Raw genomic sequence first — 26164 nt, 5'->3', positions numbered from 1 at the left:
TAAAAAATTAAATAACAAAGTTTCTCAAGGCATCATCTAATTCAGCTTGTTCAATTCCAATGTATCTCAGCGTAATCGCTGGAGATGAATGATTGAACATCTTCTGTAGTGTGCCTACATCCTTTGTTTTGTTATAGTATTTATATCCAAATGTTTTGCGCATCGTGTGCGTTCCCACGTTATCAATGCCCAATTCTTCAGCAGCCTCGTGAATGATCTGGTAGGCTCGTTCACGAGTGATGGCCTTGTTTCCTCCTTGCCTGCTCTTAAATAGAAAATGATGGAATGGCTTCCCTTCAACATACTTCCTCATTTCTCGTTTCAACTCTTTTGTCATCCTACGAGAAATCTGCTTGCCAGTCTTTCTCTCTCGTAGTTTGATGTGCCATCCCTGAACATCTTTGACTTTGAGTGTGAGGATGTCACCGACTCGCAAACCTGTATTGAGACCAGTGATGAATAACATGTAATACATTTCATTCCATTTTCTCAGATAGTCTTTCATGGCTTGGATGTCATCTGTATCTTTTATGGGTGAGACCTCTTCCATACGCTTCCCCCTCTCTATATTAAAATTGATTTCATAAGGAATTGGGAGTACAGGAATCGAACCTGCATCTGCTGTTTTCCGCCAGCATGCTCTAACCTTTTGAGCTAACTCCCTAACCACTATTAGGAGACCCTCTCATCCATGATGTGCTTATCATGAACAAGATTATAGTATTTTATTTTGTGTGAGAATACAATAACTTATATTCTCAATTTATAGTACACCTTTCATTCTGGCATACGTTTCCAAGATGCCAGCACGCTTGCGGTAAATCGTGGCATTGCTGACAAATTGCTTTTCTGCAATTTCTTCCCAATCAAGATTTGCTTGTCCCCATCTTAGGTAGAAGATGTCAAGCTGTTCTCCTGTCAGTTGCTTCTTAAAGGATTCAACAGTCTCTTTGAACAGCTCAAGATTCTTCAGAGTCACATCAGTGGCGAATTTCATCACTGTGTTTTCTGTTGGCTTGCTGATGCCAGACTTACCGCCACCAACAAGATCATCACCGTTCTTTGCCATCAATTCTGCTTTGCGTGTCCAGATTGCCCTGTCAATTCCACGAAAATTAAATAATTCTTGATCAAGGTTAAACAATTCTCTATTGTTTAATTTTTTCATTCAATAACCTCTCTTTGATAGATTTCTACTATCCCTTTCCCTTTTAGTCTTTCACAGTGAGCAAGTGCTTCATGTCTTGTTTCAAATTCAGCTTCAGTGTATTCAGCTAAATGCTTAGGATCAATCCAGCTTGCGTGTCCATGATATTTTCTTACAACATACATCTTCATTTCTTTCTCCTGGTTTTAAAAACTACACTGAAGGCCCACAGGAAGCCAGCTCCCCAAATGATTGAGAAAAGTGTGAATATAAAATCTTGTAATTCCATCAAATACTACTCCGTTTCTGTTATGTGCTCAGTTGTAGTCTCAAAAAATCTTTATAAATTTTTGTAAATATCTCAATAACTAGTTTTTGCGGGATGTTAGAACGTTCATTGTATGATTTGGAAAAATTTCCCCATTCAATTTCTTGCTTGATAATGTCGTTCTTTAAACCTAAATATAGATTGCTTGCAAATTTCGTTGGTTTCTGTAATGGGTAATCATAATTGTTATACCTTGTAAGATTTAGGTAGGGCAGTTTAAAACCTATGACCTCATCGATATATTTCCATAAGCGGCCACTTGCTGGATTTTCAATTACAAAATACATAGGCTTATAACGCTTGATGATTTCAATGGTGTTAAAAGCACATAATTCCCCGTTGATTCTCTTCATGAATTGACGATCATATTTGTAATTGATATAAGCTTCTTCATAATCATAGGCATTTCTTATTGTAAACATACTGGCTTCTTTCTGAGGAGTGAACAGACTGTCTGATAAATCCTCTTGTTTCCAGCAAGCATTTCCTCCGGTCATTGCGCTTGCATTCGACCAGCTTTCACAAGGAGGACTTGCTATGATTAGATCTGGCTTTGGTAGCTTATCCAAAGTATTAAACAAGGTATTATCCCCAAACAGGCGACTATAATCAGCAAGATTCAAATTTATAAAGTGATTATTTCTTTTCTCAATATCTATCCCTATTGGATATACATCAATATTGCATAAACCTTTTTCATTTAGTTCCTTAACCCCTTTTGTATAGCTACCATTTCCACTGTCAAAAAGTGCCCATGTAATCATTTTTTTCAACTAGTTCTCCTTTTCATCTTTCAGGTATGAAGTATCTAGATTGGTATCGTTCAGGCTGTTTCATCCCTCAACCTCCTAAATTACTGAATGGAACTTCCCATTGATAATCAACGTATTCAAGACAAACATCTTTGATAATTTCACCTTTGGAAATTTCAATTTCCTGTGTGAATTCTATGCCACACTCAAACGTAAAAATTTTAATATCAACATCAAACTTACTTGAAATTTCTTGATAATTTTCTGGAATAGCACTCCACGCTTGCTTGAAATTATCCAGTTCAATGGTACAAAATTTTTCTTCAAGCCAAACTTCTATTTGTTTTTGATTGATAAACGCTCGTCTTGTCCCATTGATGTAAAAATAGGGACCTGTGCTGTTGAATATAAGTAGAGTGCCATCATATTCATCTGTTAGTGTTACAGTGTCGCTTAATAGCATTTCTTTCAATGCTGATGCAATATTTTCGCTTCTCCCTCTTAATTTAAGAGATCCTTCGGCCCAATTTGGCATTATCCCTTCACCTCCTCAATCTCAACACCCAGACATTCAAACACCCAACCGAATCCGGCTTTTTCCAATTCTTTGCGGGTGTGGTGTGTTTTAAAAAGTTTGCCATTATCTCCGTTATTGATTAACCACGAATCACTTTGTAAATCGTGATTAAGGAAAGACACATCTCCGACTCGTTTAATCTTCACTAAATACCGCTTTTTCTCAACCTCATATCCATCAATCCATGCACGGGCAAATAACTCAGAGTTATCCCAATACCATTCTGCAACTCTATCAGACATGCATGCATCTATTGAGTAGGATAGTGTATGACCTAGCTTTTTCTGTTCTCTGATAAAATCCGCCACAAACTGCGGTACTGTGACTTCCTCACGTTCAATAGCACCATCAAACTTTCCTTGTTTATACCCTGCATAATATTTATACAGCCCATAATCACTTCCAAGTTTATTCAAAATTTCATTGATCCATACTGCTTTAGTTGCAAGATCAAACTTTTCAATTCGTGCGATAACGTCTTTTAGTTTAATTTTATATTTATTGACCATTTGATCTGCGCTTACAATAAACTCTTCTGGTATTTCTACTTTTTCGCCACCATCAAGAACTACACTAATTAATAGCGAATCATCTGTAGAATAAGCAAACCCGTCAAAGCTACCATACACTAAAACTTTAGTACAATCATCCATTTTATAAATCCTCCTCTTCAATATTTGATTTTATTAGAATGGTAATTTGTCATCTGTGATGTCCATTTGGCTTGCAAAGCTTGGTGGCATCTGTTCTGTCATGCTGTTTTGGTTTGCGGTATTGTCACGTTTTTCAAGAACTTGGAAATTTTCTGCGACAACTTCAGTCACATATACACGTTGTCCTTGCTGGTTCTCGTAACTTCTTGTTTGGATTCGTCCAACAATTCCCACGAGCATTCCTTTTCTTGTCCAATTGCAGAAGCGTTCTGCTTGTTCTCGCCACATCACACAGTTGATAAAATCTGCATCATATTCATCATTTGCGTTTTTGAAATTGCGATTGCATGCAATGTTGAATTGAGCAGTTGCAATGTTGTTGGGTGTGTAGCGTAGTTCTGCATCTCTGGTCAACCGACCAATAAGAGTCACATTGTTAATCATTATTATCCTCCGACATTATTCACTTCAGCGACTTCCTTGAGCGCTTCTGCCTTCTTGCGTTCCTGCATTTGATATTCTTGATTTAATTTATTCAAGATTGTATCTTGTGCAGTATTCTGTTCAGCTAATCTCTGGATGCTCAATTCATGTTCCTGAATCGTCCATTCCATATCTTTGATCTTGTTCTCTTGATCTACTAATCTAGAATTGAGATTGATAGCAATGACCAGTGAAATAACTGCCAATGAGATCAAGTTGATGATCAGCCAATTGATTTTACTTTTCATCTTCAATTACCCTTTCTAGCCTAAACTGAACAGCTTCTCTTCCTGTGATTTTGCTCAATTCTTTTAGTGGAGCTGTACAGATGTACTTCTCTTGATCAAAGAATCTATAATCTGTCAATTCTTCTGGATCTCCCATCAATGCCTTTTCATCAATATTGAAGAACTTACACAATTCATGAACATGAGCTGGTTTTATATTTTTGTTTGTGATCCACTGCTGAATTGTGTTCTGATTTCTATTCAATTTTCTTGAGAGTTCTTTGCGTGTCAATCCTTTACCAAGGATCAACAATTGCAATTGTTGACGGAAATGATCCATCTGATTTCTCGTGTAATCTCTCATGCTGTCACTCCTGTTCATGGCTGGTCTTCAAATCCTCAATAAGCCATTCAAGATATTTCTTAGCTTTATCTAAATCTTCAAGCCCATTCTTTTTCTGGAATCTACATAGATACTTGATAGCATTTCCCCAATAAAATCCCTGAACCCCTTTCAGGTTTCCTGCAAAATTCCGGATGACATCAATGGATTCCAGACCAAATTCACCACAGTAGTGATTTGGCTTATTCACTGAATCATTCATCTCTTCTAAAATCTGTTCAAATGACCGTTCTTTCATTTTAGTCTTTCCTCCTTGATCCAAATTCCGTCAACCAATTTTCCTTTGCGGTCCTTGATTTCTTCATAGGCTTTATTTAAACATTCCACAAAATCATAGTTCAGCATTTGAGAGATTCGCATCAATTCATGCACTACGCTTTTGAGTTGGTAGCCTTGACGGTTGAAATAAGATGCCAGAGCTTGATCCATCATCAATACAAAATAATCTTCTGTTTTTGCAGCTTCTGAAAACAGGAACTGTTTATTGGGTTCTTGAGTGTGTAAGTTGCGGTCATAGAACCATTTTTGAACTTTTGAAATTAGATCCTTTAGTTTGTTGTTTTCCATTTGTTTAATACCTCCGACTTTCCATAGCTTCAGGAAATTTAAAAATGTGCTTGCTTGCTCCCTTGAAGATTCGGTCAGCAAGTGCTTGATTGTAGATTTTTTTGATGTCATTACTTGACAAGTTAGTGTTGAAGAATGTTGTTTGACGATTGTCCAAGATTTTAAACAGCACTCGCTGTCTCCAGTCATTCGCTTCTTTGAGATTGGCGCTCATGCTACTTTCTTTCCCCAAATCGTCCAAGAAGAGAAAGTCAACTTTGCTGAGTAGGTCCACAGCGTAATTCTCTGTGAAGTCTCCTCGACCATTGAAGCTTTCTTCAATCCTATTGAAGAGGGCTGATGTTGAGATGAAGATCACGCTTTTGGGATTCTCACATTCTTTTGATTGCTCATTCAATGCTTTTGCTAACCCAATAGAAAGATGGCTCTTTCCAATGCCAGGCGGTCCACTTAGGATCACATTCCCTGTTTCAAATTTCAGATAATCCCTCAGCATCCGTTTCATGAAGTTCAGAGCTTGCTCATTAGTTGAATTGTCTGCTGTATAATTCTCTAATGTCTTATTGCTCAACTCTTGAGAATAGATGCTCTCTCTTTCAAATACTTTATAAGTGTGAGACAAGAGGGCTTTGATTTTCGCTTCTTGCCTCAAGAGAGATTCCATCTTCATGATTTCTTCTTTTTCACATTCAGGACAAATCTCAATGATCTGTTCTGATCCACTGATCTTCACTTTTGCATGATAGATTTGACAGCCATGTTTTTCACAAGAAGTAATTTCTTCATTCATTAGAATCCCAACCTTTCATCTTGCTTCTGAACATTTGGCTGTTTAGGCATTTGCTGATTGCGGTATTTTTCAAATTTACTAGCATTGAAGAGTGTATCTGGTGTTAAGTATTTAGACATCTTTGTGTTGTCCTTCCATTCGTTTGTCTTAACATCAATCACATATTTGAAATCTTCAATTGTGTAGTTCTCACTCAATCTTCCATTGATTAGTCTTTGAGTTGACTTGCTAGTTGGTTTGAAATGTGAACCAGTTTTCTCATTTAGATATTTGATAATTTCTTCATAGACATCTGTTTGGGGCTTCTGCCCCTTATCTATATCTATATCTATATCTATATCTATATCTCCGTTGCCTTTTGTTGCAGTGGTGTTGCATTGCAACAGTTTTTGTGTCTCTCGATGCTTACGAGATCTACGGGTGCTTGCTGTTTCACTGCCTACCATCTCAGGAACTTGTTCCAGATTGAACTGGTAATTGTCTGATGTTGTCAACAATTTCTTCTTAGTCAAGAACATCAATGTCAATCTGATTGCTTCGGGATCTTCATCAATGATGAGTGATAATTCTTCAGCTAGATCTTCAGCTAATCCTTCAAAATACAATTTCCCTTGTTCGGCAAGACTTGCAAGCATCATCTTCAAATAGATGATTGTGATCTCTTCTCCACCGGGAAGTTTTCTCATCAACTTCATTTCTTTGGAATTGAAGAAGTCATCTTTTAATTGTAACCAGTAATATCTACGGTTCTCAGTTACCATTCATCAGGCCTCCTTGTTTGCAAATTTTGCGTATTCTTTGAGGAAGTATAGTTGGACAGTCCCAAGGCTTCCATGCCTGTTCTTCTCAAGGATGAGTTCTGTCACATTGTCTGGCTCTTCCTGTTCATCACGCTTGTAGTATGCTTCTCTGTACAAGAAAGCTACTATGTCAGCATCCTGTTCAATTGATCCAGATTCCCTCAAGTCTGACAGTATAGGTCTCTTATCGTTTCGTTGATCAACTCCACGAGATAACTGACTGAGAGCAATGACAGGAACTTTCAATTCTTTGGCTATGATCTTCAATTGTCTTGAAATTTCAGAGACTTCCTGTTGTCTATTCTCTCTTCCTCTTCCTTCGATTAGTTGAAGATAGTCAATCACAATCAATCCTAAACCGCCATTTTCTTGAGCCAGTCTTTTGGCCTTTGATCTAATTTCTGAAATTCTGATTCCTGCTGTGTCATCAATGAAGATCTTCCCTTTTGCTAGTCGTTCCTGTGCTGAAATCATTCTGCGCCATTCGCTCTCAGAGAGATTCCCTGTTCTGACATGATACGATGGAATCAAGCCTTCTGCTGACAGCATACGCTCCACCAAGCTTTCTGCTCCCATCTCAAGCGAGAAGATGGCTACTGCTTTATCTGAACTTTTGGCCACGTTCTGAGCAATGTTCAGGGCAAATGCTGTCTTCCCCATTGCAGGCCTTGCAGCGATAATGATCAAATTATCTTCATGAAGGCCTGTTGTGATTTGGTCAAAATCAGTGAATCCTGTTGAGGTTCCTGTCACATCACCAACCTTCTGAGAGCGTTCATCTAGAATTGATTGAGTTGAATCAATCACATCAATGATGGGCCTGAATCCTTTTTTCTGCTCGCTTGAAATTGTTGACAAATTCTGCTCAGTTTGAGAAAGGATCTCATTCAAATCTTTTTGACCATCGTAAACATTTGAAATACTCTGGCTTAGATCTTCGATGACTTTTCTTGCTCTGGATTTCTCAGCGACAACTTTTGAATAATGTTCAATGTGGGCGCTTGTAGGCACTGCATTGATCAGACTTGCAAGAAATGCCATTCCTCCGACCTGCTCGAACTGCCCAATAGAGTCTAGGGCTGATTTGACAGATACGGGATCAATTGGATCTCCTTTATCTGATAGATCCTGCATAATGTTGAAAAGCATCCCATGAGATAGTTTGAAGAAACTATCTTTTGTCAGATATTCGGAAGCAATGTGAATCTTATCAGGATCAAGGAAGATAGAACCTAACACTGCTTGTTCAGCTAAAAGATCATGAGGCAGTACATTCATATTTTCTGCCATTTAGTTGCTCCTATCTACGATAGCCGAAGCGCATTGTTTCCCGTGCTTCTTGGATGCGTTGCTGTTCTTGAATCATTTTCTTGAGTTCTCGTTTTGACTCTTTGCATCGTTCGCTGATTGCGCTGATAATAATCATTTGAAGCAAGATCACCATGATCAATAAAGCGATAATAATTTCTAGTAACATTTCTAATTCCTCCAATATTCATTCAAGTTAACAGCCATGATTGCTGCCAGGTTCTTTTGTTCTGTCAAGATTTGGCGCTTGTAGGGTGCCAATCCCTCATTCCGTTCTTCATCATTTTTAGGAAGGTAATACCCATTGGGCTTTCTCTTCTTTGCAACTATGGGATGTCCAAAATTTACACGCAAGCTTTCAATGATATTTTCTATTGTTCTCTTGCCACAGTGAAATTTTTGTCTGAGCTGAACCGCTGTAACTGGCATTTCGTTTGTTGCGTATTTTTTGATGTAGTTAAGGATATTTGCTTCTGTGGCTGTCATATCTCTAGATATTGCCATGTGCGTCCTCCTTGTGTTATAATTGTTTTAGTAATTTTGTTAAGCGCCTGATTTTTCGGGTGCTTTTTATTTTTGCATTGATTGACAAAACCTCTGAACATCTTCCAGATTGTAAAGGTATTTCCCGCCTTTTCCAGATTGCTGATACTGGAATTTACCTTGATCTCTCCACTCTTCTAATTTGGTTCTGCCCCAACCAGTCTCTTCTTGAAGTTTCTTGATGGGAACCCAAGTGGTGTATCTTGATGATTTTCTTTTAGCTTCATTCAATGCTTTTAGATTTAGTTCAACCAGTTCTTCAAAGAGTCTTTCTTTGAATTCAGTTCCAAATAGTTCTAGTACCATAAAAGCTCCTTTATTCTTCCATCAGTTTATCTATTGAAACGTTCAAATAGTCAGCTACCTTTTTTAAAGTCTGTGATAACGGAATACTTGAGTTCCACTTTCTTATACTTCCATTACTTAAATCTAAATCTTTTTCGATTCTGTAAATAGAAATATTTTTTTGCTCAGCTATATTTTTTATTTTGTCGTATAGCATCCAGGCACTCCTTTCTTTCGAAAATTTTATAAGAAAATAATCTCGTTTCCGTTGACAAATAATAGAAAATATTCTATCATTAGGGTATAGAAAAGAGAGCTATAAAAATAAGTTGTTATCTCGTTGTCTTGGCGGACTTAATAGATATTTTTAACTTACTGTTTTAGCTTTTAAATTAACTTACAAGAATAGTATAATAGAAAATTTTCCTCTTGTCAACAGATAAAATAGAAAATTTTACATTTTTGTAAGTTTTTTTTAAAAAAAGGAGGAAAAAATGAGTCTACTTGATAGAATCAAGTTATTGGCAGCTACTCATCAAATGACCATGGCTGAACTGGAAAGAAAGCTAGATTTCAGCAATGGTAGTTTAAGAAAATGGGAAACCTCTATGCCTAGCGGTGACAAAATAGAAAAGGTTGCTGATTATTTCAATGTCTCTACAGACTACTTATTGGGAAGAACTGATAACCCGAATATCGCAAACTATGGTGATGCTTCTGCACCATTGGATCTGCGTGATATTGCGGCTCAATCCATGCTGTTTGATGGAAAGCCATTGACCGAAGAAGATATTGATTTCATCACTGCTGTCCTTGAGGCTCATTTTAAAAATAAATAGAGGTACATTATATGACAGTACAAGAGCTTTGTGCCAAAGAAGGTGTAAATCTCTGCTACTTTGACGGAAGTAATTGGCACAGCCCTGGATTTTTCAATCCTGCTCTTAATATTCTAGCCCTGGACATTAATTTGTCTGTGGAAGATCAAAAACAAGTAGCTCTTCATGAATTAGGTCATAAAGAACACACTCCTGTTCAATATGAATTGAATAGAGAGCTTTGCGAATTACAAGCTGATAGAAGCATGATTCATCATTTGCTTGAAGAAGAATTGAAGCTAATGGATGATATTAGGGATTTTAATTATCTTCATTTTATGGAAAAATACAGTCTGAAGACCATCGCAAATGAAACGATGGTTAAAGACGAGTTTAATTCACTAATTAGTTAAATAGGAGGATCTAATGAAAAAAAGTAAGCCTTTTTATAAACAAGTTTGGTTTATAATATTTATTATTTTGGTTGTTATTGGCGGTATAAGCTCTCTAACTAAACCAAAATCAAAAACTACAAGTAGTGCAGAAAAGTCTGCTACTATTAAAAACAACACTTTTAAAATGACGGATAAGCTTGGGGAAGAGTTCGCAATTTATTTACGAGAAAATGCGGAAGTCTTGGACAATGGTGATAAAATCGAATTTGTTACAGGTGGAAATGCTACTGCTGTTTCTGTCCGTGTTGGAGAATCGTGGAGTGCTGAAAGTACAAGTCGTAAAATCTATCTTGCTAATTCATTTCTTAAACAAAAAAATGAGTTGTTTAAAAAATGGGCAAAAGAAAACAACTATAAAATTAACCCAGAGAAAGATACTCCTGAATTAATAGTTAAAGTTTCTGATGCAGATAAAACAACAATTGCTCAAGAGCATGGTGGCAAGATGAAGATACTTAATAATTAAATAAGAAAAAAATCCCCACACTCGCCTTCGCCAAAAATTGAGTGTGAGGATTACAGTGTAAGAAAAGCCATTCAAAAGGTCTTTTTCTTATGCCCATTTTATCAAGAAATGAGGTAAAACGCAATGGAAATAAAATCTTATAAAAAGAAGAATGGTGATACAGCCTACGGATTTAGGATCTATGTAGGTAAAGAAAACGGAAAAGATAAGTATGTCAAGCGTCAAGGATTTCCAACCAAAGCAAAGGCAAGGGCGGCACTCTTACAACTTCAGGATGATTTAGAAAACGGGGAGCAAGCAAAGAAAGAAATCACAGTTGAGGAAGTTACAAAGAAATGGCTCAAAGAGTATGCTGATACTGTTCAGGATAGCACTTACATCAAGACTGAAAGAAATATCAAAAATCACATCTATCCCGTTTTTGGTAATCAAAAAATATCTTCCATCACCCCTCTTCAGATACAGGAACAGGTCAATGAATGGTCCAGAAAATTGGTGTATGGGCGCAAGCTGAAAGGTCTGATGAATAATATTTTTAAGTATGCCATCCGTTATGGTTATATTTCAACCAATCCTGTTGATAGCGTGACCACTCTTGTCAAAAAAGAGAGTGATTCTTCTAGTGATTTCTATGATAAAGATGAGCTGAAAGCATTCATGAAATTAGTGGATGACACGGATGATCTGAGAAAGAAAGTCATGTTCCGTCTTCTTGCGTTCACAGGCGCCAGAAAAGGGGAGATTTTGGCTCTCAAATGGACTGACTGGATAGATAACACCTTGAACATAAATAAGGCCATTACAAGAGGATTTGAGGGCGAATCTGTGGGGGCTACTAAAAACAAGAGTAGTGTCCGACTGATTAGCCTTGATCAAAGAACGATTGATCTGCTGTCAGAGTACAGAGAAATGAATCCTACTACCACTTTCATTTTTGAAAGCCCTGAAGGAAAGCCTATTCCAAGTTCACTGCCACGCAAATGGCTCTTGCAGATTGTCAAAGGGACTGAGGTTAGGCCTATCAAGATCCACGGTTTTAGACATACACATGCCAGCTTGTGCTTTGAAGCAGGAATGACATTGAAGCAGGTTCAGCATCGTCTTGGTCACTCTGACTTAAAGACAACTATGAATGTGTACACACATATCACCAAGCAGGCCAAAGATGACATTGGTGAAAAATTTGCTAATTATATAGATTTTTAAACTAATCAGATATCAGGACAGACTCTTTTCAAAAAAGGGTCTGTTTTTGGGTCTGTTAGTTTCAAAAAGTTATGGGAAAGAATAGAAAGTATAAAAATAAAAAACGTTGAAAAATCAACGTTTTAAGAAGTTTTAATAAGTTTCAAGAAGTATATATGGAGCCGGTGGGAGTCGAACCCACGTCCAAACACCTGCCAGCATATTTGTCTACAACCATAGGTTATGTTTTCTTTTAACAGCTACACGACACATAACTCAAGCCCTGTACCTGCGAGTCTATCAATCTCTTATCTAACTCCTAGACAAAGCTAGATCGTATCTCGCTAAAATTAAGACCTGTCATCAAACACGAGCGATTCGAATCGGGTCACGCCTGCTGGTGTTTAGGCAGCTAAAGCGTAAGAATTATTATTTTTTGCAGTTATATTTAACTGGCGTTTTACATCCGCTAGATGAGTTGCAAAATATGCCTCATAATGCCTGTCGAATCCGTATCGACCCCAAAACGAATACAATTAGTATATCAAAATGTAGCCAAAAATGCAAAAGAAAAAAATTGAACAAGAAGGCTTCCACCGGGAAGCTCCTTGCTCAATTTACTGTTATTATTGAAGATTCAACTTGTACTTGCTGATATAGTGAATCGTGAAGTACATAGAAACAATCTTGATGACTTCATAGATAAGACCTGGGATGAAGTTAGGTCCAAATTCATCAATATTTCCATAAACCAATGCAGACCCAACAGCATATGAATCTTTTAATGGATTGAATGCTGTACCGATGATACTTAAAACAATGCACAAGAGAAAGAAAAACAGAATCGCCTTCAATCCACGACGATTTTGGAAGAGTTGGCCAAGTGCGATCGATACATAAAATAGGAAGATCCCTGAAGCTGTGGTAAAAATCCACCAAACGATAATCCAATAAGCAATTGAATGACTAAAAGCCTCAGCGATAATACTAAATACAGGAGAGAGGTCTTGTCCAATGACAGCGCCCATCACAAGTATTGTGATAAAACCACTCAAAAATAGAAGGAATAGGCAGTAAAGACTCGCTACTAAAGCTCCCACAAATTTAGATAAAATGATCGCATGCGGGCTAGCTGGAAGGGTCCAGGTCAAGTAACCTTCGCGTCCGTATAAGTTGGAATAGAAACGACGGATAATAATATAGTAGTTACTAAGATAAAGACCAATGACTCCTCCAAAAATGAGAATCCCAAGAGTCCCCGTTATGATTTGCATACTATTGGTTTCCATATTCACAAAACCGTTTGTAGCACTTCCACCAATAACACCTGTAATCACTGACAAACCTAGTGCGATCAGGGTGATCAATAAATACCACTTAGCTGTCGATTTAAATTCATATTTTAATAATTTACCAAACATGGGTTCCTCCTAATAAACACGGAATTGATCACGGAAGATCTCATCGATTGATTTTCCGTGTTGATTGCGCATAACAGTCGTATTTTCATGCAAGAGGATTCTTCCTTGGTTGATGAAAATGGCCTCATCCAAAACTTGCTCAATATCCGCAATCAAGTGAGTAGAAATCAAGACAGAAGAGTTTGGACGTCTGTTTTGAATAATGGTCCGCAAAATATAATCACGCGCTGCTGGGTCAACCCCACCGATTGGTTCATCAAGAACATACAAGTCAGCTTCACGGCTCATCACCAAAATCAATTGCACTTTTTCCTTGTTCCCTTTTGAAAGGCTGTTCAATTTTTGATTTGGCTGCAAATGCAAATCGTTGAGCAATTGGTAAGCTCGTTGGACATTAAAATCTGCATAAAAATCTTGGAAATAGTTAATAGCATCAATAATTTTCATATTTTCATTCAGATAAGTTGTATCTGGCAAATAGGAAACCACTTTTTTAGAAGCTGGGGATGGTAATTGCCCATGAATATAGATATTTCCAAGGCTTGGTTGCAACAAACCATTAATCAATTTAATGATGGTTGTTTTCCCACTACCATTGGGACCCAAAAGGCCAATAATACGGCCAGGTTGGATGTTCAAACTAACATCCATGAGAGCAACTTCATGCCCATAATTCTTTGTCACATGGTCCAAGTAGACCAAAGGATACTGATTCATGTAAATCTCCTTTATTTTCTATTTATGCTATTATACCCTGTCCCCTTGATGATTGCAACTTTATCTGAAAATTTGCTAAGAATTTGTAAATACTTGTTCAAAAAAATAGGGATAAATAAATCAGAGGTTAGGGAAACCCCAACCTCTGATTTATTTTGATGCATAGAATGTTTAACTAATTCCAAGTGCGATCCGTGCATAACGGCTCATCTTTTCAACCGTCCAAGCAGGGTACCAGACCAACTTCACATCCACAGATGTCACTTCTTCTACTTCTGCTAAAACATCATGAATCTGATCTGTCAGAAGGTCCGCTAATGGACATCCCATGGTCGTTAGAGTCATATCAATGATGGTTGCTCCAGTTTCACCGTCAAAATGGATCTCGTAGACAAGACCTAAATTGACAATGTCAATCCCAAGCTCAGGATCGATTACCTCTTCCAAAGCATTTAAAATTTTATTTTTAATTTCTTCAATTTGCTCAGTTGTATATGCCATATGACTTCCTTTTTCTGCTATTTACTCTCGATAGAATTTCTGGGCTCGGGTTAAAAAGATCCGCAGGATCTGGCCACTCTTTGGTTTTTAGGTGGCCGTTAAAAATGTCCACTGGACCTGGCCACTCTTTGGTTTTTGGGTAGCCGTTAAAAAGATCCGCAGGATCTTTTTAATCCTCTATAAAGTCACGCAATGGTTTGCTTCTGCTTGGGTGGCGAAGTTTGCGGAGGGCTTTGGCTTCGATCTGACGGATCCGTTCACGGGTCACGTTGAAGACTTTCCCCACATCTTCCAAGGTCCGCATTTTTCCATCATCGAGACCAAAACGAAGACGCAAAACATTTTCTTCCCGATCTGTTAAAGTATCGAGGACTTCATCCAATTGTTCGCGTAGTACCACACGAGTGGTGTAGTCTACTGGATTTTCAATCACTTCATCTTCGATGAAATCGCCCAAGTGGCTATCGTCTTCTTCCCCGATTGGAGTTTCAAGAGAAACAGGCTCTTGAGCAATCTTCAAGATTTCACGCACCTTGTCTGGTGTCATATCCATACGTTCAGCGATTTGTTCTGGCGTTGGGTCTTGTCCCAATTCTTGCAAGAGATTGCGTTGTTCACGAACCAACTTGTTAATGGTTTCCACCATGTGAACAGGGATCCGAATGGTCCGTGCTTGGTCTGCAATGGCACGAGTGATAGCCTGACGAATCCACCAAGTAGCATAGGTAGAGAACTTGAACCCTTTGGTATAGTCAAACTTATCAACGGCCTTCATCAAGCCCATATTTCCTTCTTGGATCAAATCCAAAAATTGCATTCCACGACCAACGTAACGTTTCGCAATGGATACAACCAAACGAAGGTTGGCTTCTGCAAGACGTTGCTTAGCTTCCAAATCACCTTGTTCCACTAGGATAGCCAATTCTTGTTCTTCTTCATTGGTCAAAAGAGGAACAACCCCAATTTCTTTCAAGTACATCCGTACTGGGTCGTTGACCTTGGCAGAGTTGCTTCCAAGCAATTCCTCATCTGACAATTCTGGCTCTTCTTCATTGTTCAACACACGCGCACTTGGGTTACCATCTTTATCCGTGATCGAAATTCCTGCATCTTGAATCCGTTGCAAAAGATCTTCAATTCCATCTGCATCTAGTGTGAATGGAATAACCAACTTGTCATTAATTTCATCATCTGTTGCAGTTCCACTTTTCTTGTGGCTACGAATAAACTCTGCAATTTGAACGTCCAATGTTGTAATATCTTTTTGTTCTTTAGCCATTCCTACTCCATTCTTCTTTTTTGAGCGATCAAACGCTCGAGTTCCAATAAAGCTTTTTCCGCATTCCCTGTTGAGGAAGCTTCCTTCACTTTATTTCCAATTTGTTGACTTTCTTTGCGAAGAAGCTCACGATTTCGCGTTTCTTCCACTTCTTCTAATTCACCATCCGCTATCTCTTCTGGCAAATCTTCTTCTAACATCCGGTACCAGGCGTGCTGGACCCCTTCAGGTTGCTCGGACAAATCCTGAGATGTGACTTCTCCATTTTGACAGAGTAATTGGTACAAGATCTGTAACTCCGGTGTGTCAAAGACAAAATCAGGTCGCAAACGGTAATCATTAAGCACCATTGGAAAATCTTTCATCCTACTTAATAAATGATTTTCCGCCTTGATCAAGCGCGTCATCCCACGATTAGGCAGGAGATCGACTGAAAAATTCGACGTTCTTGATCGTCCACCACTTTGATCCTCCTGCCGTTGATGCAAGCGACAATTATTGACAATCTGCTCAATCTGCAAATAATCAAAGTCTGGCAATAAATCTGCCAACTTATAAATATAGGTGTTTTGCGCTGTGATGGAGCGCGTCTGGGCGATCATCGGTGCCAGCTTCTCGACAAACTCAATCTGTGCCTGTAAGTTCTCAATATACTGGGGTTTCCAGTAGTGCATCAAGAATTCAACCTTACTGATCCGCGAATTCTTCAAGAGGGAAGCTAGATCTTCTGGGGAGGTCTTTTTGAGGTACTCATCGGGATCCATCTGATCAGGGATACGGACGATCTCCAACTCCAGATCCTGCAAGACATCCAAGGCCTTAGCGGTTGCTTCAAGTCCCGCCTTATCCCCATCATAGGTCAAAATGACCTTTTTGGTAAAATGAGACAGGTGCTGGACGTGCTCTGGTGTCAAGGCTGTCCCCATAGAGGCGACTGCATTTTCAATCCCAGCTCGATAAGCCGCAATGACATCCATAAAGCCTTCCATGATATACATTTCATGTTGCTTTTTGGCGCTCGTCTTAGCTTGATCCAAATGATAAAGTTCATAACTCTTATTAAATAGACGGGTACTTCGACTATTCTTGTACTTGGCTTGATGACTGCCATCATCCGTTAGTTTCCACAGTCTACCAGAAAAAGCAATGACACGTCCACTATCATCCGTCAAAGGAAACATAATCCGATCCTGAAAGGCATCAAAAACTGTTCCAGCATCTGAGATTGTGAATAACCCCGAATCGGTAATCACTTTCTCAGAGAACCTCTCAGAGAGATTTCGATAGAGATAATTCCCTTCTGCTGGGGCTAAGCCCAATTGAAAATGTCGGATGACCTCATCCGTCAATCCACGTTCATGCAGATAATTTCGCGCTTCTTCTCCCATCTTTGTCGTCATCAGAATCGCCTGGTAGAACTTACTGGCTTCCTGATGAATCTCATAAAGTTCTTGGTTGGGATTGATAGACGTTGGTTGAGCCGGCCTTGCTTGGTACTGAAGCGCAATACCCGCTTTTTCTGCTACGATCTGGACCGCATCCATAAAAGCCACTCCACGGTATTCCTCAATAAACTTAAAGACATCTCCCGAGCGACCACATCCGAAACAATGGTAAAACTGCTTGTCTTCAACGACATTAAAAGAAGGAGTCTTTTCACCATGAAAAGGACAGAGCCCTAAAAAATTACGGCCAGCCTTGGTCAAAGAAACAACTTCTCCAATAACTTCAACAATGTTTACACTGTTTTTAATTTCTGCAATTAGCTCTTTATCAACCATAAACAGTGCCTCCATTTTACCATAGATTATCACTTTATATTTTATACTAAAAGTTAGTAAAAGTAAATTTTTTCCTACCGATTTCACACATAAAAGAAAAGATTTTCAACCTTTATCACTAATTTTAAAAAAATGAGGCATATTCCTTGTCAGTCGAATATTTTTCCGTTATACTATCATAGTAAAAATTATTATGAAAGGACATATTTAGGATATGTTAAAAGATTTGAAAGCTTTTCTCCTTCGTGGAAATATTGTTGACCTTGCTGTAGCAGTCGTTATCGGAGCTGCATTTGGAGCTATCGTAACATCACTTGTTAACGATATCATCACTCCACTTATTTTGAAACCAGCTATGAAAGCTGCTGGTGTTGATAAGATTGCTAATTTGTCATGGAACGGTGTTGCATACGGTAGCTTCTTGAGCGCTGTTATCAACTTCCTTGTTGTTGGTACTGTTCTTTTCTTCGTAGTGAAAGCTGCTGAAAAAGCTCAAAACCTTGGTAAAAAAGAAGAAGCTGTCGAAGAAGAAGCTCCTGCTCCTACTCAAGAAGAGTTGCTTACTGAAATCCGCGACTTGCTTGCAAACAAATAATCAGATAAAAAGATCCGATCTTCTAGCTAGAAGATCGGTTTTTTTGTCTTTAACGGATGAAAAAAACAAAAAACAGACCGAAGTCTGTTCTTGTATTCAATTAGAATTTTTTACGTTTACGAGCTGCTTCTGATTTACGTTTACGTTTTACAGAAGGTTTTTCATAGAATTCACGTTTGCGTGTTTCTTGAAGAGTACCAGCTTTAGTAACCGCACGTTTGAAACGACGAAGAGCATCGTCAAGAGATTCATTCTTACGTACTACTGTTTTTGACATATTTTTCACTCCCTTCAAGCCTAAAATCTTAATAATTTTATCACACTTTAAGGACGCTGTCAAGATCTTTTGAAACTTTTCTAGCCCTCCTAGCCTTCATATCTTTTCTTTTTCCAACTTTTTCATTCTTCCCATTTTATGATACAATGGAAACAAAGAAAACCCTGAAGGAGATACTATGTCAGAAATTTATGATATTACAATTGTTGGGGGCGGACCAGTTGGTCTGTTTGCTGCTTTTTATGGCAATATGCGCCAAGTAAAAGTCAAACTGATTGATTCCTTACCTCAACTGGGAGGGCAACCAGCTATTCTCTATCCAGAAAAGAGTATCCTCGATGTACCTGGCTTTACCAATTTAACTGGTGAAGAATTGAGCAACCGCTTGATCGAGCAAGTCAAACGGTTTGATACACCGATCTTTCTCAATGAAACTGTAGAGGATATTCGAAAAGAAGGCGACCTCTTCACCATCACTACTTCTCGCCAAGTGCATCAGTCTAAAGCAGTCATTATTGCCATGGGCGGTGGTGCCTTTAAGCCACGCGCCCTTGACATTGAGGGAGCCGAAGACTTTGATAACGTCCACTATTATGTTTCGAACATCCAACAATATGAAGGACAGCAGGTGACCGTCCTTGGTGGTGGAGACTCTGCTGTAGACTGGGCTCTTACTTTTGACAAGATTGCTCCAACTACGATCATTCATCGTCGGGATAACTTCCGTGCTTTAGAACATAGTGTAGAAGAACTCAAACAATCTTCTGTCAACATCAAAACACCATTTGTTCCTAGTCGCTTGATTGGCGAAAATGGTCATGCCACTCACCTTGAAATCACAAAAGTTAAAACCGATGAAACCGAACTCATTCCGATTGATCACTTATTTGTCAACTATGGCTTTAAATCTTCAATCGGAAACTTGAAAGAATGGGGTGTAGAATTGCAACGCCATAAAATCAAGGTCAACCAAAAACAAGAAACCAGCCTTCCTGGAATTTATGCTTGTGGAGACTGCTGCTTCTATGAAGGAAAGATCGATCTCATCGCTACAGGTCTGGGGGAAGCTCCAACAGCTGTAAACAATGCCATCAACTACATCTATCCAGATAAGAAAGTCCAACCAACGCACTCAACCAGTTTATAATAAAATAAGTTAATCGATTCTGCAAAGAAGTAAAAATGAGTTCCTATTTTTAGTATGAATCAAGAAAATAAAAAACTTTCCGCTGTGAGAAAAGTGCCTGAAACAATACGTTTCAGGCACTCGGGAGTTTTGAGACATTAGGCTCAAAACTAAGTCATGGAACTTCTATGAAGTTCGCTGACGTCCGTACTCACCTAAGGAAAGTTTTTAAAAAGACTTTATCCTCATTATGAAAGGCCTTTGGCCTTTTTTATTTGTCTAAATCGTCTGCGATCTTATTGATCTTACGCAAGCGGTGATTGACACCGCTTTTTGAAATAGGTTGTTGCAAGCTATCAGCGATCTGCTGGATGGAATAATCTGGATGGTTCATCCGAATATAGGCAACTTCTTGCAAGTCACTTGGTAAACTCCCTAGACCGATCGTATCCACAATTTTACTGATATTATTGATGGTTTTCATGCTGGCCGTGACCGTTCGTTGGATATTGGCCATCTCGGCATTATTGGCCCGATTGAGGTCATTGCGCGTCTCTCTCATGACCTTGATAGCCTCAAATTCCTGCATGGCTTGCATGGCCTCTACTACAATTAGAAAATCAATAATATCTTCCGCTCTTTGCAAATAGGTTACCACTCCTTTTTTCCGCTCGATAGTTTTCGCATCTAGTAAAAATCCTTTCATGAGAAGGGCAATTCCTTCCGCGTGGTCTGTATAAACAGAATGAATTTCCAACTGGTACTTTCCTTTTTCAGGATCCTTGATGGAACCACTCGACAGAAAAGCCCCTCGAAGATAAGCACGACTGGCTACTTCATCTTCTAAAACACTGGCATCAATGCCTGTCTCAATCCCAAAAAAGGCATCTGCCAAATGTAAGTCAGCAAGAATCTCTTCCACCTTTTCATCCAAGAATACTGTGTAGACACGATTTTTTTTCAAATTGGTTTTTTGGTGGTGGCGAATATCCGATTTAGCCTCATAGAAATGATGCAACAATTCATAGATATGGCGAGCGATCTTGGCATTTTCTGTTGTTACCGAGAGCGTCAAGCCGCCCATTGATATTCCGAGGCTCCCAGACATCTTAATAATAGCAGCCAATTCACTCTTTTCAAATCGCTTGAGAGACAATAATTCTTCTTTGACACGAACCGTAAAACTCATTTTCTCACCTGCACGATCTGCATCAACTCTTCGACTACTTTTTCACCATCATGAAAGGCTCCTCCATTGACCAGCTTCAAGAAATCAGAAGAAATCACTTGGGGAACTTGCGAGTGCAACCCCTTGAAATCGTGCTCTACCTGTACCAAGTATTCATCAAATTTGTTACTGTTCATGTAAGCTGCGGGAACCTGATTGATATTGACAAGGACGGTATCGATAAACTTCTCTCCCAAATGTTTATGGAGAACGGCAACGTGGTCACTGTCTGTGAAATGCTCGGTTTCTCCTCTTTGGGTCATGATGTTACAAACATAGGCTACCTGAGCCTTGGTTTCAAGGATGGCTTTCCCAATCTCATCGATCATCAAATTAGGAAGGATCGAGGTAAAGAGCGAACCAGGACCTAAGACGACCATATCACTTTCAAGAATAGCTTCCACCACTTTCTTACTAGCTTTTGGGCGCTCTTGATCAAAGGTATTGGTCACATAAACATGATCAATCATGCCGGTGTAGTTGGCAATGTGGCTTTCTCCTACCACTTCTTTTCCATCTTGAAAAACGGCATGAAGGGTCAAGGGACTATCACTGGAAGGATAGATCTTGCCGGTCGTATGAAAGAACTTGGTTAACAACTGCATGGCATTATAGGTCGAGCCTTGCATCTCTGAAATCCCTGCAATGATCAAGTTTCCCAAAGGGTGTCCGGCTAAAGGGCCATCATCGTCTGCAAAGCGGTATTGAAAGACTTTCTCATAAAAACGAGGCATATCTGACATGGCAACCAGCACATTTCGAAGATCTCCAGGTGGTGTCAATTTTTGGATGTTCTTCCGCAATTCACCTGAACTCCCACCATCATCTGCAACAGTTACGATGGCAGTAATATCGACCGGTTTCTTTCTCAGACTATCGAGGATAACAGAAATCCCTGTTCCTCCTCCAATAACGGTTACTTTAGGTTTTCTCATGAGCGATTCACCGTTTCTTTCCGTCTGTCCTTGTCTCTATGACTGCAATTGACCTGCCAATTTTTTTCTAAATCATGCGCTAAGCGCTCTGCAAAGGCTACTGAACGGTGTTGCCCACCGGTACAGCCCATAGCGATGGTGAGAACGGATTTACCCTCCCGTTTATAGGACGGTAAAATAGGAACAATCAAGTCATGAAGATGACTGTAAAACTCCTCTGATTCAGGGTGATCCATGACATAATCATAGACTGCTGGATCTTGACCGGTTAAATTCCGAAGTTCCAATTTGTAGTAGGGATTTGGAAGAAAACGCACGTCAAACACGAGATCGGCATCGATCGGAAGGCCATATTTAAAACCAAATGACATGACCTCAACCCGAAAATCTGGCTGATTGTCTTGACTGGCAAATTGTTCTGCGATGGTTTTTCTCAGATTACGAGGCGTCAACTCAGTCGTATCTACTACATTTTGACTGATATTTTTTAAAGGGGATAAGAGTTCGCGCTCTAGAGTAATCCCATCTAAAACACGGCCATCTGCAGCTAGTGGATGGCTGCGACGGGTTTCCTTGTACCGCGCTACCAACTCACTGTCCGTGGCATCCAAAAACAAAACCTTAAAATCCAGATCTTCTTGGTTGTCTAACTCGTCTAGAATCGTGCGAATTTCATTGAAAAAGGAACGGCTCCGCATATCCACAACGACTGCTAATTTATTGTTATCTTGGCTGTGGCGCATGAGCTCAATAAATTTCAGCAAAAGCGCTGGTGGCATATTGTCGATGGTAAAGTAACCCAAATCCTCAAACGATTGGATGGCGACGGTCTTACCAGCACCGCTCATCCCCGTTACCATAACCAGTTGAATCTTACTTTTTGTCATTTTTTCCTCCCAAAATAAAACAGAGTGGCCTACAGTTTCCTGCTCTCCACTCTGTTTTTTTGTCTTTGAATGGTTATTAGGCCTTGATTTCCGCAATAACTTCAATTTCAACCTTCACATCACGTGGCAGGCGTGCTACTTCAACAGCAGATCGAGCTGGAAACTCTGTAGTAAAGACTGTTTTATAGACCTCATTAAAAGGTACAAAGTCATTCATATCACTTAAGAAACAAGTGGTTTTCACCACATGGTCGAAGTCTGTCCCAGCCTCTTCCAAAATAGCCCCAATGTTCTTTAAGACTTGTTCTGTTTGTTCTTGGATGGTTTCGCCAATGATTTCGCCAGTTTCAGGTGACAAGGGAACTTGTCCACTTGCAAAGAGAAGATTGCCTACGATTTTCCCTTGAACATAAGGTCCAATTGCTGCGGGTGCTTTATCTGTATGAATTGTTTTTGCCATAGTATTCTCCAAGTCTATTTACTTCTGCTGGTTTTCTTTTGCTAATTTTTCCCTTTGTAGGCGCAACTTGCGCTTAGGATTTAGCGTATTAAAGAGTTCTTCTAATTTTTCAGCATTCCAAACATCAGCTGCTGAAACAAAATTTCCATTTTCATCACGAAAAGATATTGGTTTATCTCCCACTGAAAAAGCCTCATTTCTTATTTGGAATCCTTGATCCGCTCAGGATCACCCTTAATCTACAAACTCAAATTCAAATTTACCGATCCGGACGATATCGCCATCTTTTGCCCCACGCGCACGGAGAGCTTCATCAACACCCATGCCACGCAATTGACGAGCAAATTTCATGACCGCTTCATCCCGATCGAAATTCGTCATATTAAAGAGTTTTTCAAGTTTTTCACCAGACAAGACCCAAGCGGCATCGTCATCCCGACTGATGTCAAAGGCTGGCTGGTCTTCATCAAAGCCATAGTAGACTTCTTCTTGAGCCATTTCGTCTTCTGAATACAAGAGGAATTCTGGCGTTTTATCTAACAATTCTGCCGTTGCTTCTAACAAGTTATCCAAACCTTGATGCGCCAAACTAGAGATCGGGAAGATCTGTGGCAGTTCATCAAACTCATCGTAATTGGCTGCCAATTTCTTCTTGAACTCTTTCAAGTTTTCTTGACTTTCTGGCATATCCATTTTATTTGCCACGATAATCTGAGGTCGCTCCATCAAACGAAGATTATAAGTTTCAAGCTCTTTATTGATTTGAACATAATCTTCGTAAGGATCGCGTCCTTCACTGGCTGACATATCAATAACATGCAAGATAACTCGTGTGCGCTCGATGTGGCGAAGGAACTGGGTTCCTAGTCCGACTCCTTGGCTAGCTCCTTCAATCAATCCAGGAAGGTCTGCGACTGCAAAGGATTCACCTGACGGCGTCCGAACCATTCCCAAATTTGGAACGATGGTAGTGAAATGATAAGCTCCAATCTTTGGTTTGGCTGAAGTGATGACACTAAGAAGGGTAGATTTCCCAACAGAAGGGAAGCCAACCAAACCAACGTCTGCCAAGACTTTGAGTTCTAATTCGAGTTCGCGCTCCTGGCCAGGTTCCCCGTTCTCAGAAATCTCTGGAGCTGGATTCTTTGGAGTAGCAAAACGAATATTTCCACGTCCGCCACGGCCACCGTGGGCGACAATGTACTCTTGTCCATTTTCAACTAGGTCTGTAATGACCTTGTCAGTCTCAGCATCTCGGACGGTCGTTCCTTGAGGGACTCGTACATAGAGATCTTCTGCTCCCCGTCCGTGCATCCCTTTGGTCATTCCTTTTTCCCCATTTTGGGCTTTGAAATGCCGATTATAACGGAAGTCCATCAAGGTGCGCAAGCCTTCGTCTACTACGAAGATGACATTGCCACCACGACCTCCATCACCACCCCAAGGTCCGCCATTAGGGACATATTTTTCGCGGCGAAAAGCCACCATGCCATCGCCGCCATTTCCAGCCTTGACCTTAATCTTGGCTGTATCTAAAAACATACTCATAAATAGATGATTTCCTTTATTTCTGTGTGCGTCTTAGTAAGAAAGAGCACCAATTGCGGTTGCAAAGATTGCACCAACCGTTACAATCAACATAATCACAATGACCACCATCGTGATCATTTCAAATGGTGTTTTTTTACGTTTTCCGTTATCTCCAAAAGCCACTTCTAATACCTCGATTACTATAAATTCATTAGCCCTATTTTACCACGAAATAGGGGATTTTTCAAATCGAGCCTACACAAAAAGACCAGACAGAAGTCTGATCTTTCATTGATCATATTAAGAATCTTTTCTTACACGTAAAACACCAACCGATAGAATTGCTAGGAAGACACCCATGACAAGAACTACCGGTGTCATCTTTTCACCTTTACTTGGAAGAACTTTTTTCTTACCAGGTTTTGGGGCTTCTTCTTTAACAGAAGATGAAGATGATTTCAATGAAGAACTTGATGTGGATGTTGAGTTCGATGTAGAACTGGAACTCGTTGAAGATGATGAACTTGATGAAGAACTAGAACTCGTTGAAGATGATGAGCTTGATGAAGAACTAGAACTTGATGAGGAGGTTGAGCTAGGTGTCGGTGGCGTTTGATCTTTCTCACCTAATCCTTCGCCAGATCCTGTTTCCAATCGCACTTCACGGGTTAAACTACGCGGTGCTGGGAAATTGGTTGCCGTCCATGTTAACGTATTATGGACAATATCGCCTACTTTCGTTCCAGGTGCCACTTTTGTAGAATATTCAATATACATTGGCCAATTGTAGTTATCACCAAATTCAATTGTAAAACCAGTGGTCTTTCCATCTGCATTCTTATTGAAAACAGCTTTTTTAGTAAAGTTATCTAGAACTGGGAGACTTAATATCTGAGCTTCGTTCTTAATCCCACCTTGTACAGGAGCATAACGAACAGCGCGTAAGCTACCTTCAACCAATGTTAAGCCATCTCCGAATTGGTCTTTAATGACCATTCCACGAAGCATATCTTGGCGAGCATTTAAGAGAATCCGCCATTTGATAATGGTTGGATCAGACTTATCTTGGTAGCCATATTTCATCTCATAGTCTCCAGCTTCCCCATCTGTCTTTTCATAATTCAATGAAAAATCCGTATTTCCAAGTTTAAATTGGATTGGGGAGGTTTTAGTGACCACTTCGGAATCTACTTTTACATCAAAATGCAAGGCAACTCGTTTGTTGAGTGGATGAGATGCGAAATAATCATTAAAGGTAACGGTCACTGTTTTCTTAGCTGTATCAACGACAGCTTTCCCAACCATCTGACCATTTGATTGACCTTCCTCAAGAACATTGAATTCCAATGCTGTGTAGAGGGCTAATTCTTTTGGCAAACTAAGAGTTAAGGTATCCCCAGCTTGAATAGTTTGCGAATCTGGAAAGGCAAAATAAATACTTGCTGACAATTTTTCATTTGTCAACACCTTGCTCCCATTTGTTAGCGTGTTACCATCTTTCGTTAGACGTGCTGTCTGTGTATATGATGAGACTTCTGCAGCATGAATTGTTTTAGTCAAACCAACTGTGAATAGAATCGTTAGCACTAAGGCAAGTGCCCATACAATTTGACGAACCTGTTTCATATATACCTCCTCTG

At 39.5% G+C, this 26164-nt stretch carries 38 protein-coding genes, 1 tRNA gene and 1 other RNA gene; 6 read left to right on the top strand and 34 right to left on the bottom strand.

What is annotated here, in order from left to right:
• Positions 1 to 7 precede the first annotated feature (7 nt).
• The 19 genes from M1G14_RS01740 to M1G14_RS01650 all read right to left on the bottom strand — a co-directional run bounded on the left by M1G14_RS01740 (position 8) and on the right by M1G14_RS01650 (position 9080).
• The gene (locus M1G14_RS01740) at positions 8 to 550 is read right to left on the bottom strand and encodes a site-specific integrase (RefSeq protein WP_247926195.1); all 543 of its coding nucleotides are present in this window, start codon (positions 548 to 550) and stop codon (positions 8 to 10) included.
• Positions 551 to 591: 41 nt separating this feature from the next.
• Positions 592 to 664, bottom strand: a tRNA-OTHER gene (locus M1G14_RS01735).
• 99 nt (positions 665 to 763) lie between these two features.
• Positions 764 to 1168, bottom strand: a complete 405-nt coding sequence (locus M1G14_RS01730; RefSeq protein ID WP_070594929.1) for a transcriptional regulator — start codon at positions 1166 to 1168, stop codon at positions 764 to 766.
• Positions 1165 to 1338, bottom strand: coding sequence for a hypothetical protein (locus tag M1G14_RS01725; protein WP_247926194.1), 174 nt, complete (start codon positions 1336 to 1338; stop codon positions 1165 to 1167). The genes M1G14_RS01730 and M1G14_RS01725 overlap by 4 nt, the downstream gene beginning before the upstream one ends.
• A gap of 118 nt (positions 1339 to 1456) precedes the next feature.
• Positions 1457 to 2239, bottom strand: coding sequence for a class I SAM-dependent methyltransferase (locus M1G14_RS01720; protein ID WP_247926268.1), 783 nt, complete (start codon positions 2237 to 2239; stop codon positions 1457 to 1459).
• Positions 2240 to 2315: 76 nt separating this feature from the next.
• On the bottom strand, positions 2316 to 2762 hold the full coding sequence (locus M1G14_RS01715; RefSeq protein WP_247926193.1) for a hypothetical protein: 447 nt from the start codon (positions 2760 to 2762) through the stop codon (positions 2316 to 2318).
• Positions 2762 to 3457, bottom strand: a complete 696-nt coding sequence (locus M1G14_RS01710) for a DUF1642 domain-containing protein (protein ID WP_247926192.1) — start codon at positions 3455 to 3457, stop codon at positions 2762 to 2764. Before M1G14_RS01710 ends, M1G14_RS01715 begins: the two co-directional genes overlap by 1 nt.
• A gap of 33 nt (positions 3458 to 3490) precedes the next feature.
• Entirely contained in the window at positions 3491 to 3901 is a 411-nt protein-coding gene (gene ssb / locus M1G14_RS01705) for a single-stranded DNA-binding protein (protein ID WP_247926191.1), read from the bottom strand.
• A 2-nt stretch (positions 3902 to 3903) separates the two neighbouring features.
• The gene (locus M1G14_RS01700; protein ID WP_247926190.1) at positions 3904 to 4188 is read right to left on the bottom strand and encodes a hypothetical protein; all 285 of its coding nucleotides are present in this window, start codon (positions 4186 to 4188) and stop codon (positions 3904 to 3906) included.
• A complete protein-coding gene (locus M1G14_RS01695) occupies positions 4178 to 4531 on the bottom strand; it encodes a helix-turn-helix domain-containing protein (RefSeq protein ID WP_247926189.1) in 354 nt (117 codons plus the stop codon). The genes M1G14_RS01700 and M1G14_RS01695 overlap by 11 nt, the downstream gene beginning before the upstream one ends.
• Positions 4532 to 4535: 4 nt before the next feature.
• Positions 4536 to 4808, bottom strand: a complete 273-nt coding sequence (locus M1G14_RS01690) for a DUF3310 domain-containing protein (RefSeq protein WP_282184813.1) — start codon at positions 4806 to 4808, stop codon at positions 4536 to 4538.
• The gene (locus M1G14_RS01685; protein ID WP_247926188.1) at positions 4805 to 5137 is read right to left on the bottom strand and encodes a nucleoside triphosphate pyrophosphohydrolase family protein; all 333 of its coding nucleotides are present in this window, start codon (positions 5135 to 5137) and stop codon (positions 4805 to 4807) included. Before M1G14_RS01685 ends, M1G14_RS01690 begins: the two co-directional genes overlap by 4 nt.
• Positions 5138 to 5141: 4 nt before the next feature.
• Positions 5142 to 5927 (bottom strand): ATP-binding protein, encoded by a 786-nt coding sequence (locus M1G14_RS01680; protein WP_247926187.1) that lies wholly within the window; start codon positions 5925 to 5927, stop codon positions 5142 to 5144.
• Complete coding sequence (locus M1G14_RS01675) at positions 5927 to 6688, bottom strand: conserved phage C-terminal domain-containing protein (protein WP_247926186.1); 762 nt, start codon at positions 6686 to 6688, stop codon at positions 5927 to 5929. Before M1G14_RS01675 ends, M1G14_RS01680 begins: the two co-directional genes overlap by 1 nt.
• 3 nt (positions 6689 to 6691) lie before the next feature.
• Positions 6692 to 8017, bottom strand: coding sequence for a replicative DNA helicase (dnaB, locus tag M1G14_RS01670; protein WP_247926185.1), 1326 nt, complete (start codon positions 8015 to 8017; stop codon positions 6692 to 6694).
• Between the two features lie 10 nt (positions 8018 to 8027).
• Positions 8028 to 8204 (bottom strand): hypothetical protein, encoded by a 177-nt coding sequence (locus tag M1G14_RS01665; RefSeq protein ID WP_247926184.1) that lies wholly within the window; start codon positions 8202 to 8204, stop codon positions 8028 to 8030.
• 2 nt (positions 8205 to 8206) lie between these two features.
• Entirely contained in the window at positions 8207 to 8539 is a 333-nt protein-coding gene (locus M1G14_RS01660; protein ID WP_155214276.1) for an HTH domain-containing protein, read from the bottom strand.
• A 66-nt stretch (positions 8540 to 8605) separates the two neighbouring features.
• Positions 8606 to 8884 (bottom strand): hypothetical protein, encoded by a 279-nt coding sequence (locus M1G14_RS01655; RefSeq protein ID WP_155214277.1) that lies wholly within the window; start codon positions 8882 to 8884, stop codon positions 8606 to 8608.
• Between the two features lie 10 nt (positions 8885 to 8894).
• Positions 8895 to 9080 (bottom strand): helix-turn-helix domain-containing protein, encoded by a 186-nt coding sequence (locus tag M1G14_RS01650; RefSeq protein ID WP_155214278.1) that lies wholly within the window; start codon positions 9078 to 9080, stop codon positions 8895 to 8897.
• Positions 9081 to 9357: 277 nt separating this feature from the next.
• Here M1G14_RS01650 and M1G14_RS01645 point away from each other — a divergent pair, with 277 nt between their 5' ends.
• The 4 genes from M1G14_RS01645 to M1G14_RS01630 all read left to right on the top strand — a co-directional run bounded on the left by M1G14_RS01645 (position 9358) and on the right by M1G14_RS01630 (position 11808).
• Entirely contained in the window at positions 9358 to 9702 is a 345-nt protein-coding gene (locus tag M1G14_RS01645) for a helix-turn-helix domain-containing protein (RefSeq protein WP_282184812.1), read from the top strand.
• An 11-nt stretch (positions 9703 to 9713) separates the two neighbouring features.
• Positions 9714 to 10094, top strand: coding sequence for an ImmA/IrrE family metallo-endopeptidase (locus M1G14_RS01640; RefSeq protein WP_070666221.1), 381 nt, complete (start codon positions 9714 to 9716; stop codon positions 10092 to 10094).
• A gap of 13 nt (positions 10095 to 10107) precedes the next feature.
• The gene (locus M1G14_RS01635) at positions 10108 to 10602 is read left to right on the top strand and encodes a hypothetical protein (protein ID WP_247926183.1); all 495 of its coding nucleotides are present in this window, start codon (positions 10108 to 10110) and stop codon (positions 10600 to 10602) included.
• A gap of 123 nt (positions 10603 to 10725) precedes the next feature.
• Positions 10726 to 11808, top strand: coding sequence for a tyrosine-type recombinase/integrase (locus M1G14_RS01630; RefSeq protein ID WP_247926182.1), 1083 nt, complete (start codon positions 10726 to 10728; stop codon positions 11806 to 11808).
• A 153-nt stretch (positions 11809 to 11961) separates the two neighbouring features.
• On the opposite strand, the gene ssrA is transcribed toward M1G14_RS01630, so the two are convergent.
• The 6 genes from ssrA to dnaG form a co-directional block, all read right to left on the bottom strand.
• Positions 11962 to 12310: a transfer-messenger RNA gene (ssrA, locus tag M1G14_RS01625) on the bottom strand.
• A gap of 103 nt (positions 12311 to 12413) precedes the next feature.
• Positions 12414 to 13208: a hypothetical protein gene (locus tag M1G14_RS01620; protein ID WP_247926181.1), complete on the bottom strand. Its 795-nt coding sequence runs from the start codon at positions 13206 to 13208 to the stop codon at positions 12414 to 12416.
• A 9-nt stretch (positions 13209 to 13217) separates the two neighbouring features.
• Complete coding sequence (locus tag M1G14_RS01615) at positions 13218 to 13925, bottom strand: ABC transporter ATP-binding protein (RefSeq protein WP_024054676.1); 708 nt, start codon at positions 13923 to 13925, stop codon at positions 13218 to 13220.
• Positions 13926 to 14096: 171 nt separating this feature from the next.
• Positions 14097 to 14426, bottom strand: coding sequence for a metal-sulfur cluster assembly factor (locus tag M1G14_RS01610; RefSeq protein WP_004220168.1), 330 nt, complete (start codon positions 14424 to 14426; stop codon positions 14097 to 14099).
• A gap of 169 nt (positions 14427 to 14595) precedes the next feature.
• Positions 14596 to 15705, bottom strand: coding sequence for an RNA polymerase sigma factor RpoD (gene rpoD, locus M1G14_RS01605; protein ID WP_021152924.1), 1110 nt, complete (start codon positions 15703 to 15705; stop codon positions 14596 to 14598).
• 2 nt (positions 15706 to 15707) lie between these two features.
• On the bottom strand, positions 15708 to 17486 hold the full coding sequence (gene dnaG, locus M1G14_RS01600; protein WP_247926180.1) for a DNA primase: 1779 nt from the start codon (positions 17484 to 17486) through the stop codon (positions 15708 to 15710).
• 214 nt (positions 17487 to 17700) lie between these two features.
• On the opposite strand from dnaG, the gene mscL reads away from it, so the two are divergent.
• Positions 17701 to 18081, top strand: coding sequence for a large conductance mechanosensitive channel protein MscL (gene mscL, locus M1G14_RS01595; RefSeq protein ID WP_021152922.1), 381 nt, complete (start codon positions 17701 to 17703; stop codon positions 18079 to 18081).
• 100 nt (positions 18082 to 18181) lie between these two features.
• Here the strand turns inward: mscL and rpsU are convergent, their stop codons facing one another.
• Entirely contained in the window at positions 18182 to 18358 is a 177-nt protein-coding gene (rpsU, locus tag M1G14_RS01590) for a 30S ribosomal protein S21 (RefSeq protein ID WP_000048054.1), read from the bottom strand.
• A gap of 178 nt (positions 18359 to 18536) precedes the next feature.
• On the opposite strand from rpsU, the gene M1G14_RS01585 reads away from it, so the two are divergent.
• Positions 18537 to 19505: an NAD(P)/FAD-dependent oxidoreductase gene (locus tag M1G14_RS01585; RefSeq protein ID WP_214259488.1), complete on the top strand. Its 969-nt coding sequence runs from the start codon at positions 18537 to 18539 to the stop codon at positions 19503 to 19505.
• Between the two features lie 250 nt (positions 19506 to 19755).
• Here M1G14_RS01585 and whiA read toward each other — a convergent pair whose 3' ends face one another.
• From whiA to M1G14_RS01545, 8 genes are all read right to left on the bottom strand, one after another.
• Complete coding sequence (gene whiA, locus M1G14_RS01580) at positions 19756 to 20673, bottom strand: DNA-binding protein WhiA (RefSeq protein WP_247926179.1); 918 nt, start codon at positions 20671 to 20673, stop codon at positions 19756 to 19758.
• The gene (locus M1G14_RS01575) at positions 20670 to 21647 is read right to left on the bottom strand and encodes a YvcK family protein (protein ID WP_003017791.1); all 978 of its coding nucleotides are present in this window, start codon (positions 21645 to 21647) and stop codon (positions 20670 to 20672) included. The genes whiA and M1G14_RS01575 overlap by 4 nt, the downstream gene beginning before the upstream one ends.
• Positions 21644 to 22534 (bottom strand): RNase adapter RapZ, encoded by an 891-nt coding sequence (gene rapZ / locus M1G14_RS01570; protein ID WP_247926178.1) that lies wholly within the window; start codon positions 22532 to 22534, stop codon positions 21644 to 21646. Before rapZ ends, M1G14_RS01575 begins: the two co-directional genes overlap by 4 nt.
• Positions 22535 to 22610: 76 nt before the next feature.
• The gene (locus tag M1G14_RS01565) at positions 22611 to 22994 is read right to left on the bottom strand and encodes a RidA family protein (protein WP_003006514.1); all 384 of its coding nucleotides are present in this window, start codon (positions 22992 to 22994) and stop codon (positions 22611 to 22613) included.
• A gap of 18 nt (positions 22995 to 23012) precedes the next feature.
• Positions 23013 to 23177: a hypothetical protein gene (locus M1G14_RS01560; RefSeq protein ID WP_003006512.1), complete on the bottom strand. Its 165-nt coding sequence runs from the start codon at positions 23175 to 23177 to the stop codon at positions 23013 to 23015.
• A 51-nt stretch (positions 23178 to 23228) separates the two neighbouring features.
• A complete protein-coding gene (gene obgE / locus M1G14_RS01555; protein WP_247926177.1) occupies positions 23229 to 24542 on the bottom strand; it encodes a GTPase ObgE in 1314 nt (437 codons plus the stop codon).
• Between the two features lie 33 nt (positions 24543 to 24575).
• The gene (locus M1G14_RS01550) at positions 24576 to 24707 is read right to left on the bottom strand and encodes a DUF4044 domain-containing protein (RefSeq protein WP_003011566.1); all 132 of its coding nucleotides are present in this window, start codon (positions 24705 to 24707) and stop codon (positions 24576 to 24578) included.
• Between the two features lie 117 nt (positions 24708 to 24824).
• The gene (locus M1G14_RS01545) at positions 24825 to 26150 is read right to left on the bottom strand and encodes an LPXTG cell wall anchor domain-containing protein (RefSeq protein ID WP_247926176.1); all 1326 of its coding nucleotides are present in this window, start codon (positions 26148 to 26150) and stop codon (positions 24825 to 24827) included.
• Positions 26151 to 26164 lie beyond the last annotated feature (14 nt).

Source organism: Streptococcus parasanguinis, from assembly GCF_023109675.1.
In the GTDB taxonomy this organism is placed as follows: Bacteria; Bacillota; Bacilli; order Lactobacillales; family Streptococcaceae; genus Streptococcus; species Streptococcus parasanguinis_I.
This window is presented reverse-complemented; position numbering and strand designations above follow the sequence as displayed.

Excerpts from the sequence above, each read along its gene's own strand:
- M1G14_RS01740 (WP_247926195.1), bottom strand. The coding sequence starts at position 550 with ATGGAAGAGGTCTCACCCATAAAAGATACAGATGACATCCAAGCCATG.
- M1G14_RS01730 (WP_070594929.1), bottom strand. The coding sequence starts at position 1,168 with ATGAAAAAATTAAACAATAGAGAATTGTTTAACCTTGATCAAGAATTA.
- M1G14_RS01725 (WP_247926194.1), bottom strand. The coding sequence starts at position 1,338 with ATGAAGATGTATGTTGTAAGAAAATATCATGGACACGCAAGCTGGATT.
- M1G14_RS01720 (WP_247926268.1), bottom strand. The coding sequence starts at position 2,239 with ATGATTACATGGGCACTTTTTGACAGTGGAAATGGTAGCTATACAAAA.
- M1G14_RS01715 (WP_247926193.1), bottom strand. The coding sequence starts at position 2,762 with ATGCCAAATTGGGCCGAAGGATCTCTTAAATTAAGAGGGAGAAGCGAA.
- M1G14_RS01710 (WP_247926192.1), bottom strand. The coding sequence starts at position 3,457 with ATGGATGATTGTACTAAAGTTTTAGTGTATGGTAGCTTTGACGGGTTT.
- ssb (WP_247926191.1), bottom strand. The coding sequence starts at position 3,901 with ATGATTAACAATGTGACTCTTATTGGTCGGTTGACCAGAGATGCAGAA.
- M1G14_RS01700 (WP_247926190.1), bottom strand. The coding sequence starts at position 4,188 with ATGAAAAGTAAAATCAATTGGCTGATCATCAACTTGATCTCATTGGCA.
- M1G14_RS01695 (WP_247926189.1), bottom strand. The coding sequence starts at position 4,531 with ATGAGAGATTACACGAGAAATCAGATGGATCATTTCCGTCAACAATTG.
- M1G14_RS01690 (WP_282184813.1), bottom strand. The coding sequence starts at position 4,808 with ATGAAAGAACGGTCATTTGAACAGATTTTAGAAGAGATGAATGATTCA.
- M1G14_RS01685 (WP_247926188.1), bottom strand. The coding sequence starts at position 5,137 with ATGGAAAACAACAAACTAAAGGATCTAATTTCAAAAGTTCAAAAATGG.
- M1G14_RS01680 (WP_247926187.1), bottom strand. The coding sequence starts at position 5,927 with ATGAATGAAGAAATTACTTCTTGTGAAAAACATGGCTGTCAAATCTAT.
- M1G14_RS01675 (WP_247926186.1), bottom strand. The coding sequence starts at position 6,688 with ATGGTAACTGAGAACCGTAGATATTACTGGTTACAATTAAAAGATGAC.
- dnaB (WP_247926185.1), bottom strand. The coding sequence starts at position 8,017 with ATGGCAGAAAATATGAATGTACTGCCTCATGATCTTTTAGCTGAACAA.
- M1G14_RS01665 (WP_247926184.1), bottom strand. The coding sequence starts at position 8,204 with ATGTTACTAGAAATTATTATCGCTTTATTGATCATGGTGATCTTGCTT.
- M1G14_RS01660 (WP_155214276.1), bottom strand. The coding sequence starts at position 8,539 with ATGGCAATATCTAGAGATATGACAGCCACAGAAGCAAATATCCTTAAC.
- M1G14_RS01655 (WP_155214277.1), bottom strand. The coding sequence starts at position 8,884 with ATGGTACTAGAACTATTTGGAACTGAATTCAAAGAAAGACTCTTTGAA.
- M1G14_RS01650 (WP_155214278.1), bottom strand. The coding sequence starts at position 9,080 with ATGCTATACGACAAAATAAAAAATATAGCTGAGCAAAAAAATATTTCT.
- M1G14_RS01645 (WP_282184812.1), top strand. The coding sequence starts at position 9,358 with ATGAGTCTACTTGATAGAATCAAGTTATTGGCAGCTACTCATCAAATG.
- M1G14_RS01640 (WP_070666221.1), top strand. The coding sequence starts at position 9,714 with ATGACAGTACAAGAGCTTTGTGCCAAAGAAGGTGTAAATCTCTGCTAC.
- M1G14_RS01635 (WP_247926183.1), top strand. The coding sequence starts at position 10,108 with ATGAAAAAAAGTAAGCCTTTTTATAAACAAGTTTGGTTTATAATATTT.
- M1G14_RS01630 (WP_247926182.1), top strand. The coding sequence starts at position 10,726 with ATGGAAATAAAATCTTATAAAAAGAAGAATGGTGATACAGCCTACGGA.
- M1G14_RS01620 (WP_247926181.1), bottom strand. The coding sequence starts at position 13,208 with ATGTTTGGTAAATTATTAAAATATGAATTTAAATCGACAGCTAAGTGG.
- M1G14_RS01615 (WP_024054676.1), bottom strand. The coding sequence starts at position 13,925 with ATGAATCAGTATCCTTTGGTCTACTTGGACCATGTGACAAAGAATTAT.
- M1G14_RS01610 (WP_004220168.1), bottom strand. The coding sequence starts at position 14,426 with ATGGCATATACAACTGAGCAAATTGAAGAAATTAAAAATAAAATTTTA.
- rpoD (WP_021152924.1), bottom strand. The coding sequence starts at position 15,705 with ATGGCTAAAGAACAAAAAGATATTACAACATTGGACGTTCAAATTGCA.
- dnaG (WP_247926180.1), bottom strand. The coding sequence starts at position 17,486 with ATGGTTGATAAAGAGCTAATTGCAGAAATTAAAAACAGTGTAAACATT.
- mscL (WP_021152922.1), top strand. The coding sequence starts at position 17,701 with ATGTTAAAAGATTTGAAAGCTTTTCTCCTTCGTGGAAATATTGTTGAC.
- rpsU (WP_000048054.1), bottom strand. The coding sequence starts at position 18,358 with ATGTCAAAAACAGTAGTACGTAAGAATGAATCTCTTGACGATGCTCTT.
- M1G14_RS01585 (WP_214259488.1), top strand. The coding sequence starts at position 18,537 with ATGTCAGAAATTTATGATATTACAATTGTTGGGGGCGGACCAGTTGGT.
- whiA (WP_247926179.1), bottom strand. The coding sequence starts at position 20,673 with ATGAGTTTTACGGTTCGTGTCAAAGAAGAATTATTGTCTCTCAAGCGA.
- M1G14_RS01575 (WP_003017791.1), bottom strand. The coding sequence starts at position 21,647 with ATGAGAAAACCTAAAGTAACCGTTATTGGAGGAGGAACAGGGATTTCT.
- rapZ (WP_247926178.1), bottom strand. The coding sequence starts at position 22,534 with ATGACAAAAAGTAAGATTCAACTGGTTATGGTAACGGGGATGAGCGGT.
- M1G14_RS01565 (WP_003006514.1), bottom strand. The coding sequence starts at position 22,994 with ATGGCAAAAACAATTCATACAGATAAAGCACCCGCAGCAATTGGACCT.
- obgE (WP_247926177.1), bottom strand. The coding sequence starts at position 24,542 with ATGAGTATGTTTTTAGATACAGCCAAGATTAAGGTCAAGGCTGGAAAT.
- M1G14_RS01545 (WP_247926176.1), bottom strand. The coding sequence starts at position 26,150 with ATGAAACAGGTTCGTCAAATTGTATGGGCACTTGCCTTAGTGCTAACG.